Genomic DNA, 12,896 nt, shown 5'->3' with positions numbered 1-12,896 from the left:
AGATCACAAATAGTAGATATCAACCATATACCTGGAGGTAACATAACATGAAAAAAACAATGAAGCACACAACCCCAATCACCAAAACCCTGGCGGCTGCCGGATTAGCGGGCATCCTGATGATCTCCGCTTCGGGTCTGCCATCCGCTCATGTCCATGCCGAAACCAAAGCTGCAGCGAGCACGAATCGGGTGACCGCCCCAACCGTTGCCCCGCAACTGGTAACATCCAAAGCGCTGCAATCCGAGGAAAAATGGCTGCAAACCAATATTAAGATCCCTGTATTCCAAGGTTTAACTGACACCAAATATCAAGACCAGTTGAATGACATTATCGAATCCCATGCTTCCAAGGATATGGACAAATGGGAGAAAGAAGCGGCGGAAGCTGCTGCAAATGCACAAAAGAACGGCTATACCATGCACCCTTATCAGCTGAACATCACTTATGAGCTCGCATCGGATGGTAAAGACGGCAGCTTGATCTCCCTTAAGGTCATCACCGAAGGCATCGGGATGAACAATGGCGATCCCCGCGTGGATACGTACAACTTCACGAACGAAGCCGAAGCACAGCGCGTGACACTTGAAGACCTGTTCGGCAAGGATTACAAATCCATCATGGATCAAGCGGTCAAAACGGCGATTGCCGCGGATCAAGACCATTACTTCGCGAACGAAGACGGGTTTCAAGGCATAGACGCGGAGCAATCCTTCTATGTCGCGGACGGAAAGGCCTATATCGTATTCCAAAAATACAGCATTGCCCCTGGAGCCACAGGTACACCGGAATTTGCCGTAAAGCTGCCGGGTAAAGGATCCAACATAAAGCCTGCTGCAGCCGTGTTGAAATCAGGCGCTTATTACAAAGATAACAACGGCAAGCTCATGGTTCAGGTATCCGTGCTGCGCCAGCTGCAGTTCAATGTCAAGTGGAACGGCAAGAGCAAAACCACGGAAATCTCCAAGGGAGCCGTCTGGAGCGCGGTGAAGCTGAACAAGGATGCTTACACTTTGGGCAAAATGGCCCCACGTTCGCTGGGCTCGGCTCCTGTCATGAAAAAAGGCCACGTCTATGTTCCGCTTGCTTTCCTGACAGACGTTCTGAATCTGAATGCAGATCAAAGCAAGCATGGCCAGATAACGGTGACCGCTGCAAAATAATAGATCCACCCTATTTAACATCTGTGGCTCCTGCACACGATCTTTCAAAGCAGGCACAGTACAGCATATGGTAAAAAAGAGGCCCTCTTCAACACGGAGACGGCCTCTTCATTCATGTTAAGTTAAGAAGGTTTACCTCAACGAGGCTTTCCGTGCCCTGTTATAGCGCAAAATCCCGTCAACAATACCCCAACGACAATGCTTCTCCAGCCTTGCCGCCCCATTCATCATCCATCAGATACCGGGCTTGAACCTTTTCTCCCTCATGAACAAAAGTGAAGCGATAATACACTTCTTCATCCTCGCAAATCTCAAAATACAGTGCATAGCGCGCTGCTTGCAGCGGAAGCTCAATAGCGGCGTCCGACATGACCGACAACAGCTCCAGCTTCCCGGGATCCAGAACGTCAAACGGCACGACCATCCGCCGCTGCGCTTTCGGATCTTCGATGAACGCCTCTTTCAAGGCCAGCTTCACCCAGGCGCCGAATGCATCATCAGGGATAGGATCAAAGGTGAGATAACCGGGATGTATGACAACGCCCTGCTTGATATTGGTTTCTCCCCATTGGCACAAATCCTCATCAAAGTCCCGTGAGCGGACTTGGATCTGATGGTGCGAAATAGTGAGGTCCACCTCTTGAGTCATTTTCGTATGCTGCATATGTAAAACACCTCGCTTTTTAGATACCTGCATTCTATTTAAGCCGCTCCAGATGGAGCGTGGCCAGCCTGCGTTCCTTATCCACCTGGACCCGCATGCTGATGCCCAGCTTCTCCTCGAACAATCGGGTGACATTCAGATACTTGTCCTCTACGACTCCCGATCCTCCTTGGCCGTTGGAACGTGTCATGCCTGCGGTGATTATTTCTTTCACCATCTCCCCATCCGCCTTGGCGTCCGGATCATATGTAAATATCGGCTCTTTACGGTCATTATAAAAGATCATGTTCTGCCGGTATTCCTTTGCGTTCACATACTCTTTTTGCGTCTTGATATAATCGTTCTCCAGATGGCCATACTGGACCCTCCCTGCCAAGAAAGGATTATCCTTTGAAGCCTCCACCTCGAACTGCCCATATGCCAATTGATACAGCATGTTGAGGTCAGACCCTTCCAACCTGTAGTACAACGGACGAAGTTCCCCTTGTTTATCGGTTGCGGCAAAGCCGGCCAGCAGCGGCCAAGCATCTACTTGTTCACCATCCACATCAACGGCCAGCTGGTATTTGGCCAGGACCACCTCATTCTGAAAAAGCCCATACGTGCGCCCAATAAAGTAACCAGGTATCAACAACGTGGCTGCCACCAGTATGATCACTCCCCAGAGGACCCGCCTGCCTTTCATGCTGTCACCTCCCCTCGCAAGTCCTTCTCTTCAGATGACCACGCACAAGCGACGCTGTTGCAAGCATCAGGAGGCTTCGTGGCGTTCCATCAGTAGCCCACCTCTTCAATATCGGTGCGCAGATTGCGGTTTGACGCCTGAAGCAGCTCCGTGAAGGAAGGCGCGATATAATACACAAAATCAGGATCATGCACGTACATGATGATCTGCCCGGACGTTCCCGGCTCAGCCGGATCGAAATCCAGCATCAGATACAACGACCCGCCTGCCATCGTGGCAAACGGATACCAAGCCTTGTGAAACAGGTACGGCTTAATCTCCGGATCCAGCTGCTGTATTTCCTCCGGACTGTAATACGCATCCAGCGGTTCATCCCGTTCGCAGAAATAAGCTTTGACCTCCCTCATCTCATCCAGGCTCATCAGATAAAAAGGCGTGTATTCCCCATCCCCTTCATTACCGGGGTAGAGCACGTGAAACCCATATCCGCTGCCGTTCTTCTTACTGTAAAACGAACGAAAGTCCTGCGGCAGCTCGATCCCGAACTCCGCTTCAAAAAGTTGAAATTGGTCAGGTGCCGCCCCCTCCAATTGTTTATATTCATCCAGCAAATCCCGAAGATCTTCGGCGACCTTCTCCTCCAACTGCTGCTCAAGCTCGAGCATCAGTCTATCCATGACAGCATTCATAAAATAACCTCCGTTGATTGCATGTTCACTCAAAGCCGAGTGCTTCCTTTTACTAAAAAGTATATAGAACGCTGCAATGAAAACAACATGTCCTGCGGCATGCAAAAAAAGGGACAAAATCCCTCTTGAGATGTTCGTTTTGGTTCTTTTATGAAAACACCCTGGGGGATTTCTGGCTGCTGAAGCGCAGCTATTTCATGACCGGAATCAGCTAATTCGATACCAGGGATAGGCCATTGCGGGACAGAGATAGCCCGTTCTCCTATCGGAGGATTAACACAAGAATGCCGCACTGCAGATATAAAAATCCACCGATGCGGCCTTCTGGTTTATATGGATATGCTAAATCACATCGACAAACTCCAGCTTCCCAAAACGCGAAGGAATATGGTAATTCACCTCACCGGTCGGGCTCCATGCCTGATATTCCCGGTTTCCTTCGGTGTCCTCATCAATGCGGTAAAAATTCACGTTCCAGCTTCGTCCCGCTTGCGGAGGATTCTTGAAGGTCGCAGCCGGAATGCGAATTTCATAAATCAAATTCCCCTTACCGTCATGCTCTACCGAGGTTTGAAGACCGGTAAGATCCCAATGAATATCGCTGCTTGTGATCGACTTCCCTCCATCATTACGGATCAGGGCGTCAAATATAATATTGTTCGGACTCACCTCAAGCTCGATATATTCCATTCCCGTTCCTGCTTCGTCTATAAACAATTCCACGACATCCTGTTCATACAGCGGATCATCCCGATGCTGGTACTCCGATACGATATGAGAATCCTGGCAAACAAACCGTACATAAAGGTATTCGGAGCTCCAGCAGGCGCGAACCTCGGTCGCTTCCTTTGCAGCAAGCCCGGTCACGGTATCGCTCAGGGCTACCGCTTCATACCGGTTCCAATCGATGTTCCCACGGTGCTCTCCCTGCTGGATGTATAGGGCAGGCTTGCATGAGTAAATTGCCGTATAATGCATGATCATCCCTCCGAAAAAAATTCAATGGTTAGTCTATCCTCTATGATAAGACATACAGATTCGGTTAGCTATTCCATGGTAAGAATAAAGAACATATGGGAAATCCCATCTTTTGCTCTATGCCCCCATAGTGAAAATAAGCGCATGCTGTGCTAAAATAATAAAATTGCAAACTCTAGGGAGGGTTATGGATTCGCCATGCTCATAATTGGTATCGCCGGCGGCACCGGATCGGGCAAAACGACGGTTGCCCGCTCTGTCATTGACCGTCTTGGTTCAGATAAAGTCACTTTTATTTCGCAGGATAACTATTACAAGGATCATAAGGAGCTCAGTTTCGACGAACGCGAAGCGATTAACTATGATCATCCGTTCGCCTTTGACAACGAGCTGCTCGTCGAACATCTCGGCATTTTGAAAACCGGACAGCCCGCATTTGCACCGGTGTATGATTTTACCGCTCATGCCCGTTTCACGGATCAGACCATCGAACTGAAGCCGAACAACATCGTCATCATTGAAGGCCTGCACGTGCTGTCCGATGAGAATCTGCGCAAGCTGCTTCACATTAAAGTGTTTGTGGATACCGATCCCGATGTACGCCTGCTTCGCCGGGTCGTACGCGATATCGAGGACCGCGGCCGGACCATCCAGTCGATCCATAATCAGTATCTGACAACCGTCAAGCCGATGCATGAGGCGTTCATCGAACCCTCCAAGAAGTACGCCGACCTGATCATTCCCGAAGGCGGAGAGAATGAAGTCGGCATTCGCCTGCTCTCCATCTTGACCGAGAAATATTTGACCGGCGACCGCACGCTGTCGGGTGAATCATAGGACAAGCCTGCGTATCAGCAGTTTGGCAGCATGGAAAAGCCCACAGGACCTTTTAATTATAGGTCTGTGGGCTTTTTGGTGTTATCCGTGTCAATTGTGTTAGTATTGCATAACTCACTCGTCATGTTTGCGTTCTTCCGTTTCCACGTTTGTTGGGTTTCTGTGTTCTTGCCTTCCGGAGGGTTCGTTTCATGTTCGTTCCATGTTCGTTCTCGGTGTTCTTGCTTTCCGAACTGTTGCGTTCTCCGCGTCTACTGCGGTTTCCTGCGTTTACTGCGTTTGCTGCATTTCCTGCATTTCCTGCATTTTCAATGCCTCTTGTGTCCCCGCTCCTCTCAAAACGTTCAGCTCCCTCCGCTTAAGCCGTCAAACGTGCGGATCGTAATCCGCAACCACCAGCACATCCATATGCCTTGCGCTTCTTAGCAGGCCCCGGATCATTCTCCGCTGGGCGTACAGCTTCCATCCGGCCATCTGCGGCTGCCCGATAATCAACTGGGTGGCCTTGACCGCATCTGCTGCTGCGACCAATTGAGAAGAAACGGCACGGGTTGGCCCCTTGTTTACCGGCAGCACAGTGAACGTTCCCCCGAGACGTTCCGTTAACGTCTGAAGCGCCGTCAGGCGCTGTTCGTCATCAAGAGACAGACTGTGATGCCGCTCCAGAGGGAATGCCACATACCAGGCCGCTTTCAGCCGATGGGCGATCCGGAAGCCGCGGCGAATGAGCCGCTCTGCCTGTTGGCCGCTGCCAACCATGACATAGATAGCCTCCTCGCGCCGCCACGGCCCCCGCAGCGGACTGCTGCGCTGCCATGACTCCAGTCTCTCGTCCACATCATCCGCAATTTCTCTTAAGGCAAGCTCTCTTAAGGCAATGAGATTTCCCGTCTTAAAAAAATGTCCAAGGGCTTGCGGGATTTTCTCCGGCGCATAAATTTTCCCGTCCTTCATCCGCTGCCGCAGCGACTCCGGCGTGACGTCGATGAGCTGAACCTCATCGGCCAATTGCAGAATATGATCAGGCACCGTCTCGCGAACACGAACGCCGGTCATTTGCTTGACGGAATCATTCAAGCTCTCCAAATGCTGCACGTTCATGGTCGTAATGACGGAGATGCCGGCCGACAGAATATCCAGCACGTCTTCATACCGTTTCTTGTGCTGGCTTCCGGGAACATTCGTATGCGCCAGCTCATCCACAAGAACCACGTCAGGCCTGCGACGAATGATCTCATCGGTATCCATCTCCTCAAGGCGTGATCCCTGGTAGTCCATCTCTTTGCGCGGAAGAACCTCAAGATCACCGATCTGTGATCGCGTATCCATCCGGCCGTGCGTCTCCAACAGTCCGGTAAGAACGGCCAACTCCTTCTTTAGCAGATCATTGCCTTCGCGCAGCATCGCATACGTCTTGCCCACGCCCGGAGCAGCCCCGATATAGACTTTAAACCGTCCGCGCTTGACCTGCTCCATCTTCCGGTCCAGCTCTTGCTCATTCAATCGGTGAAACGAATCGGAGGAAACTCGCCGCGGATGGATCTGCGCCGGGATGATCCGTTCTCCGTCATGCGCCGCCCGATCCGCCACAATAAATATATCGATCCCGCGCGTTTTCTTCAGCAGATCCTGAAGGAGGGAGCCCTGCCGCATCTCTTGCGGGCGGGTCTGCTTCGAGTGACCCAGCACAATGCGGGTCACATGGTGCTCCAACGCATATTGAACAAGCACGTCGGCCAGCTTCCTACGCGAGCGGAGAGGAAGCTCTTCAAGCTTGACGCCGATACGCTCCGACAGTTTCAGCAAAGATCGCTTGAAGGCCGCCTGCTCTTTCGTGAGCTCTAACCTCGGATTCACAAACGTAACGACCATAAGCTCGCCGTTCAATCTCTTCGCGATCTGCTGTCCGCGCCGCATATAAATGGATCCGTTCCAATGATACTGGGTGGATACCAATATTCGCTCATGGGCTCCCGATGGGCCGACCAATCCCCGTTCCTTGCGGTGCCGCTCCAGCGAGTGGTTTACCCCTTCGGCTACGAGGCGAAGCGTTAGCTCCCGAAGCACGGCCAGATTACCCTCCTTCCATACGCTGCCATCCCCGAGCAAGCCGCCTTGTGCCCGCTCCAGCATCGTTTCAGGCGTTACATCAATGAGCACCACCTCGTCTGCGTTTTCTAGCGTATCGGCAGGAACCGTATAACTAGCCTTAATGCCTGTCAGCTTGACTGCAATACCCTGGACGTCCTCCAGCTCATACACATTGACCGTCGTGATAACGCTAATCCCCCGGCTTAACAGAAATCGGATGTCATCCAGCCGCGTGGCATGCTTCGCCCCCTTCCGGTTCCGGTGGGCAAGCCCATCGACAAGCACCACCTCCGGGTTGCGCTGCACCAGCAGATCCAGATCAAGATCCTTCTTCTTTACGCCGTTCTCCACCCAATGGATGCTGGGCACCCGCTCCAGATTCCGGACCTGCTCGACCGTTTCCGGACGCTGCATCGTGGATACCGCGCATATGACAACATCGATGCCTTGCAGTCTCAAGGTATGTCCTTCGCGAAGCATATGATAGGTTTTTCCCGAACCGCTTACGGCCCCGATATATACCTTAAGCCTTCCATGGTGGAGCTTCGCAATCGACCTTAAAATTTCCTCCGGTGATTTTCTCTGAAACGGGTCCATGATCAATCAAGAAGCTCGGCAAGCGCCAGGTTCAGCTTCAACACATTGACGCGCGGTTCACCGAACACGCCCAAGTCCCGTCCCTCTATATGCTCCTCTACTAACTGATTAAGTTCTGCCTCCGTAATTCCGGTCAGCTTGCTGATCCGCGGAATCTGAATTTCCGCGGCCTGCGGCGAGATGTGTGGATCCAATCCGGAGGCGGAATTCGTAACCAGATCCATCGGAACCTTGCTCACCGGAACGTCCGGGTTGCTCTCCTTCCACGCTTCAATCGAGGCCTTCGTCCGATCGATCAGGTCCGGGTTGGAAGGTGCATAGTTATTGCTGCCTGAGCCGGCTCCGTTATAATCAATGCTGGACACCCTGCCGTGAAAATATTGAGGCTCCGTAAAGTTCTGGCCGATCAATTCCGATCCGACCACCTTTCCGCCGGAATCCGTGACCAAGCTGCCGCCGGCTTGCTTCGGCATGAGCAGCTGCGCGGCTCCCGTCGTAATCAGCGGATAGAGAACCCCGCATAACACGATAAATACAAGGCTCGTTCTTAGGGCCATGCCCAGGGAGATACGGGCCGCATCCGCCACAGCATGAGGTGCCGGTGATGATTTTTGCAATGGATTATTCATGGTTCCTCGATCCCTTCCTTCATATCTTCCACGTAAACCATTTTCGAGTTATCTCTATTCCCCGGTACGATTATCATATCTAGATCCATAGATGGACGATCATGTCGATCAGCTTAATCCCGAGGAACGGTACGATCACGCCGCCTAAGCCATAGACCAGCACATTGCGCTGCAGCAGCTTCGACGAGCTCATCGGTTTATAAGCCACGCCCTTCATCGCAAGCGGAATGAGCAGCGGAATGATGATGGCATTAAAGATCAGCGCCGACAGTATCGCCGACATGGGAGAACCCAGTCCCATAACATTCAGAACATTCATGCTTGGAATGGCGGCCGCGAACATTGCCGGAATGATGGCAAAATATTTGGCGACATCGTTCGCGACGCTGAACGTAGTCAGCGCGCCGCGCGTCATTAGCAGCTGCTTGCCGATGGCAACCACCTCGATAATCTTCGATGGATCCGAATCCAGATCCACCATATTGGCCGCTTCCTTGGCTGCGGTGGTACCGCTGTTCATCGCCAGCCCTACATCGGCCTGGGCCAGCGCCGGGGCGTCGTTCGTACCGTCGCCAGTCATCGCAACCAGCTTGCCTTCGGCTTGTTCTCGGCGGATCACGGCAATCTTATCCTCGGGCTTGCTCTCGGCGATATAATCATCGACTCCTGCTTCTCGGGCAATCGTCGCTGCGGTGAGCGGATTGTCGCCCGTGCACATAATCGTCTTGATGCCCATCCGGCGCAGCTGGTCAAACCGTTCCTTCATCCCCGGCTTCACGGTATCCTTCAAGTAGATTAGACCATAGATGCGGTTATCCACGGCAACAGCGAGCGGGGTTCCGCCCTCTGTCGCGATGGCGTCAGCGTTTGCCGTCAAATCCGAAGGGATGGAGCCTCCTTGCGACAACACCCAAGCCTTGACGGCATCCACCGCACCCTTGCGGACTTTTCGCCCATCCTTGAGGTCCATCCCACTCATCCGGGTCTCTGCCTTAAATTCGATGAATTCCGCCTCAGCCGTCATGCTTGAATCTGCTTCGAGACCTTCCTGCTTCAGCAGTTCCAGCACGGAACGTCCTTCCGGCGTTTCATCCAGCAGCGAGCTCACGCCTGCCCATTGCGAAAGCGATGCGTGCGATTCGCCGCCGACGGCAATCAACTGGCTGGCCATCCGGTTCCCGAACGTAATGGTACCCGTCTTATCCAGAATCATCGTATTGATGTCACCGGCAGCCTCCACCGCCTTGCCCGACATCGCCAGCACATTGAACTGCGTCACCCGGTCCATGCCGGCAATCCCGATCGCCGACAGCAATCCCCCGATCGTGGTCGGGATGAGACATACCAGCAGCGAGATCAGCACTGGAACGGACAGCTCGATGCCAAGATACTTCGCAATCGGAGCAAGCGTAACGACAACGATCAGGAATATCAGCGTTAAGACGATCAACAGCGTATTCAGCGCAATTTCATTCGGCGTCTTCTGGCGAGAGGCTCCTTCAACAAGCGAGATCATCCGGTCGATAAACGATTCCCCGGGATCGCTCGTAATCCGGACGCGGATCGTATCGCTGACAACCCGCGTCCCCCCGGTGACCGAGCTGAAATCGCCGCCCGCTTCTTTAATGACGGGGGCGGACTCGCCGGTAATCGCCGATTCGTCAACGGACGCAAGGCCCGCAATGACTTCCCCGTCCCCGGGAATCATCTCGCCCTGCGTGACGATCACGATATCTCCTTTGCGAAGATCCGTGGACGGCACGGATTGTACCCCTCCGTTCTCCATCACTTTATGTGCCGTCATTTCCTGCTTCGACTGCTTAAGGGAATCGGCCTGCGCCTTTCCGCGTCCTTCGGCAAGCGCCTCTGCGAAGTTTGCAAACAGCAGCGTCAACAGCAGAATGACAAACACCGTCACATTAAATCCGGTATTGCCCTCTGTCCCGAAATAGGATGGAAATAACGTCATCAACAGAACAACCAGAGTCCCGGCTTCCACAACAAACATGACCGGATTTCTCATCATCAGGACGGGATTCAGCTTCGTGAAGCTGTCCCTCAGCGCCTGACGGACCATCTCTTTGGACATCGCTTTTTTTCTCGTATTATTCATGGAAATAGGCCACCTTTTCTATTAACGGATCGTCAGATGCTCAGCAATCGGACCGAGCACAAGTACTGGCAGGAAGGTCAATGCACCGATAATCAGAACCACCGCGATCAGAATGCCGGCAAACAGCTTATTATCTGTCCGGAACGTCCCGAGCGTCTCGGGAACCCATTGCTTCCGCATCAACGAGCCGCCCACTGCCAGCAAGGCAATCATCGAAATGTAACGCCCGAATAGCATGACCAGTCCGGTTGTAATGTTCCAGAACGGCGTGTTATCCGACAGACCTTCAAATCCGGAACCGTTATTGGCCGCGGAAGACGTGTATTCGTACAATACCTGCGAGATGCCATGAAAGCCCGCATTGGTAATGCCCGCCTGCCCTGCATCCGTCATCAGCGCAAGTGCGGTCGGAGCCAGAATGATCAATGGATGCACCAGGATAACAACCGCAATCAGCTTCATCTCCCGCGCCTCTATTTTCCTCCCTAGAAATTCGGGTGTTCGGCCAACCATAAGACCGGCCAGGAACACTGCCAATATTGCATACATGAGCATGTTCATCAGCCCGACGCCTTTTCCGCCAAAAACGGAGTTCAGCATCATCAGGGACAGCGGCGTAATCCCGCCAAGCGGCGTGAGCGTATCATGCATGTTGTTGACCGACCCGGTCGTGGCCGCGGTCGTCACCGTGGTGAACAGGGAGGATTGGGCGATCCCGAACCGGACCTCCTTGCCCTCCATGCTGCCTTGGGAGGTATCAATGCCCAGCCGATTCAGCGCCGGATTGCCGTTCGTTTCAGCCGCATAGTTCAGCGACAGGAATCCGATAAACAAGGTCATCATCACCGAGAAAATAATCCAGCCCTGCTTGCGGCTCTTCGCGAACAGACCAAATGTGTAAGGAAGCGCCGCCCCGAGGCTCCACATGCACAGAATCTCGATCACATTGGTCAGCGGGGACGGGTTCTCGAACGGATGCGCCGAGTTGGCCCCCATAAACCCGCCCCCATTGGTGCCCAGATGCTTGATCGATTCGAGCGCAGCCACCGGTCCCACAGCGATTTGCTGCTCGCTTCCTTGAAGCGTCGTGACGCTGAGCGTAGGCTGCAAAGTCTGCGGCACCTGCAGCGCAACCAGTACCATCGCAATGATAAATGCGGCCGGGATGAATACCCGGGTATGTGCCTTAACGAAGTCCTCAAAAAAGTTGCCGACGGTCGTGCCCTTGCTGGTCACCGCCCGGATAAACGCAATCGCCACGCACAGCCCGGTCGCCGCGGACGTGAACATCATCATCGTAATGACGGCCATCTGGGCCATATAGGATAATCCCGACTCCCCGCTGTAATGCTGGAGATTCGTATTCGTCATAAAGCTGATGATCGTATTGAACGACAAGGTCGGTTCCATATGGCCGATGCCGTTCGGGTTGAAGGGCAATACTCTTTGTATCCGCAGGATCAAATACCCCGCCGCAACCAGCACGATATTCGTTAACACAAAGCTAATGGCATACCCTTTCCATGTCATCCCTTTGCGTTCTTTCAACCCAATCAGTGCGAGGATCGGTTTCTCCAACCAGGAGAACCATTTATCTGTTCCATTCCCCTCATTGCGAAACACCTGATATAGATAAGTTCCGAGCGGCTTTACCAGCAGCACCAGAACGAGTATAACGATGGCAATTTGTAAAATGCCCATGACGAATGCCTTCCTCCTTCAGCTGTCTCCCTAGAATTTTTCAGGGTGAATCAGCGCGTAAATCAAATATAGAAAAATAAAGAGCGTGCATATTAAAATGATTATCACGACTAATCCCCCTCCGGTTCCGAAATGACTCGTCCGCACCAGGACATAAACAGCATGAGCAGTCCGTAGGTTCCTCCCAAGATAAGCACCATATATAAATCCTGCATGAATATAACCTCCTAAAACCTCATGGTCACATCAGCCAAGACGCTTAGCTGACGATGGATGAAATCAGGAAGGATACCTGATGATGGTTCGTATGAAGCACCACATCGGCACCCAGTCCCTTGTATATCAATCGCGGATTGCTGGAATGGGTAATCACATAAATCGACTCCGTCGTCCATGTCCGGCAGATCCGTAAATAGCGGCAGCACAGGTTCAAGCTGCTCTCGAACAAATACACCTTGCTGACGGGAAACTCGGGAATGATCCAGGTTTGTTCATCCCTTGTATCGATAAGAATCATGTTGGTGCAGCCTAGTTCTCGCAGCCTCTCCTGCTCAACCCGGTTGTTGGCTATGGCCGCAAACGAAATGCGCATATAGATCAGCTGGCGGATAAATTCTTCCCCGGCCTTGTTCGGCGCGGATACCAGGATAAACTCCTGCGGTTTCTCCATCTTTTGTTCTCCTCCTAAGAAATTCAGAAAGAGAAGACAACAACAAAGAAGCCTGGGGAAAGAGAAGAACTCTTCCCGC

At 52.6% G+C, this 12,896-nt stretch carries 12 protein-coding genes; 2 read left to right on the top strand and 10 right to left on the bottom strand.

Annotation, left to right across the window (positions count from 1 at the left end):
* Window positions 1-47: 47 nt before the first annotated feature.
* On the top strand, window positions 48-1,163 hold the full coding sequence (locus tag AC0VZ8_RS02415; protein WP_475485940.1) for a DUF3298 domain-containing protein: 1,116 nt from the start codon (window positions 48-50) through the stop codon (window positions 1,161-1,163).
* Window positions 1,164-1,341: 178 nt separating this feature from the next.
* Here AC0VZ8_RS02415 and comJ read toward each other — a convergent pair whose 3' ends face one another.
* The 4 genes from comJ to AC0VZ8_RS02395 all read right to left on the bottom strand — a co-directional run bounded on the left by comJ (window position 1,342) and on the right by AC0VZ8_RS02395 (window position 4,179).
* Window positions 1,342-1,827, bottom strand: a complete 486-nt coding sequence (comJ, locus tag AC0VZ8_RS02410) for a competence protein ComJ (protein ID WP_475485939.1) — start codon at window positions 1,825-1,827, stop codon at window positions 1,342-1,344.
* Between the two features lie 34 nt (window positions 1,828-1,861).
* On the bottom strand, window positions 1,862-2,512 hold the full coding sequence (locus AC0VZ8_RS02405) for a hypothetical protein (protein ID WP_475485938.1): 651 nt from the start codon (window positions 2,510-2,512) through the stop codon (window positions 1,862-1,864).
* Between the two features lie 89 nt (window positions 2,513-2,601).
* On the bottom strand, window positions 2,602-3,201 hold the full coding sequence (locus tag AC0VZ8_RS02400) for an SMI1/KNR4 family protein (protein WP_260066889.1): 600 nt from the start codon (window positions 3,199-3,201) through the stop codon (window positions 2,602-2,604).
* Window positions 3,202-3,543: 342 nt separating this feature from the next.
* Complete coding sequence (locus AC0VZ8_RS02395) at window positions 3,544-4,179, bottom strand: carbohydrate-binding family 9-like protein (protein WP_071219123.1); 636 nt, start codon at window positions 4,177-4,179, stop codon at window positions 3,544-3,546.
* A gap of 198 nt (window positions 4,180-4,377) precedes the next feature.
* On the opposite strand from AC0VZ8_RS02395, the gene udk reads away from it, so the two are divergent.
* Window positions 4,378-5,016, top strand: coding sequence for a uridine kinase (gene udk, locus AC0VZ8_RS02390; RefSeq protein ID WP_475485937.1), 639 nt, complete (start codon window positions 4,378-4,380; stop codon window positions 5,014-5,016).
* Window positions 5,017-5,382: 366 nt separating this feature from the next.
* Here the strand turns inward: udk and AC0VZ8_RS02385 are convergent, their stop codons facing one another.
* The 6 genes from AC0VZ8_RS02385 to AC0VZ8_RS02360 all read right to left on the bottom strand — a co-directional run bounded on the left by AC0VZ8_RS02385 (window position 5,383) and on the right by AC0VZ8_RS02360 (window position 12,817).
* Window positions 5,383-7,704 (bottom strand): histidine kinase, encoded by a 2,322-nt coding sequence (locus AC0VZ8_RS02385; RefSeq protein ID WP_475485936.1) that lies wholly within the window; start codon window positions 7,702-7,704, stop codon window positions 5,383-5,385.
* Between the two features lie 2 nt (window positions 7,705-7,706).
* Entirely contained in the window at window positions 7,707-8,333 is a 627-nt protein-coding gene (gene kdpC / locus AC0VZ8_RS02380; RefSeq protein WP_475485935.1) for a potassium-transporting ATPase subunit KdpC, read from the bottom strand.
* A 79-nt stretch (window positions 8,334-8,412) separates the two neighbouring features.
* The gene (gene kdpB / locus AC0VZ8_RS02375) at window positions 8,413-10,446 is read right to left on the bottom strand and encodes a potassium-transporting ATPase subunit KdpB (RefSeq protein ID WP_475485934.1); all 2,034 of its coding nucleotides are present in this window, start codon (window positions 10,444-10,446) and stop codon (window positions 8,413-8,415) included.
* 21 nt (window positions 10,447-10,467) lie between these two features.
* Complete coding sequence (kdpA, locus tag AC0VZ8_RS02370) at window positions 10,468-12,147, bottom strand: potassium-transporting ATPase subunit KdpA (protein WP_475485933.1); 1,680 nt, start codon at window positions 12,145-12,147, stop codon at window positions 10,468-10,470.
* A 30-nt stretch (window positions 12,148-12,177) separates the two neighbouring features.
* The gene (locus AC0VZ8_RS02365; protein ID WP_475487631.1) at window positions 12,178-12,255 is read right to left on the bottom strand and encodes a potassium-transporting ATPase subunit F; all 78 of its coding nucleotides are present in this window, start codon (window positions 12,253-12,255) and stop codon (window positions 12,178-12,180) included.
* A 151-nt stretch (window positions 12,256-12,406) separates the two neighbouring features.
* Window positions 12,407-12,817, bottom strand: coding sequence for a hypothetical protein (locus tag AC0VZ8_RS02360; protein WP_216532827.1), 411 nt, complete (start codon window positions 12,815-12,817; stop codon window positions 12,407-12,409).
* Window positions 12,818-12,896 lie beyond the last annotated feature (79 nt).

It is taken from the genome of Paenibacillus sp. QJM3NY_38, from assembly GCF_056173265.1.
Note: the sequence above shows the minus strand (reverse complement) of the source record. Positions and strands in the feature narration are given on the sequence as shown.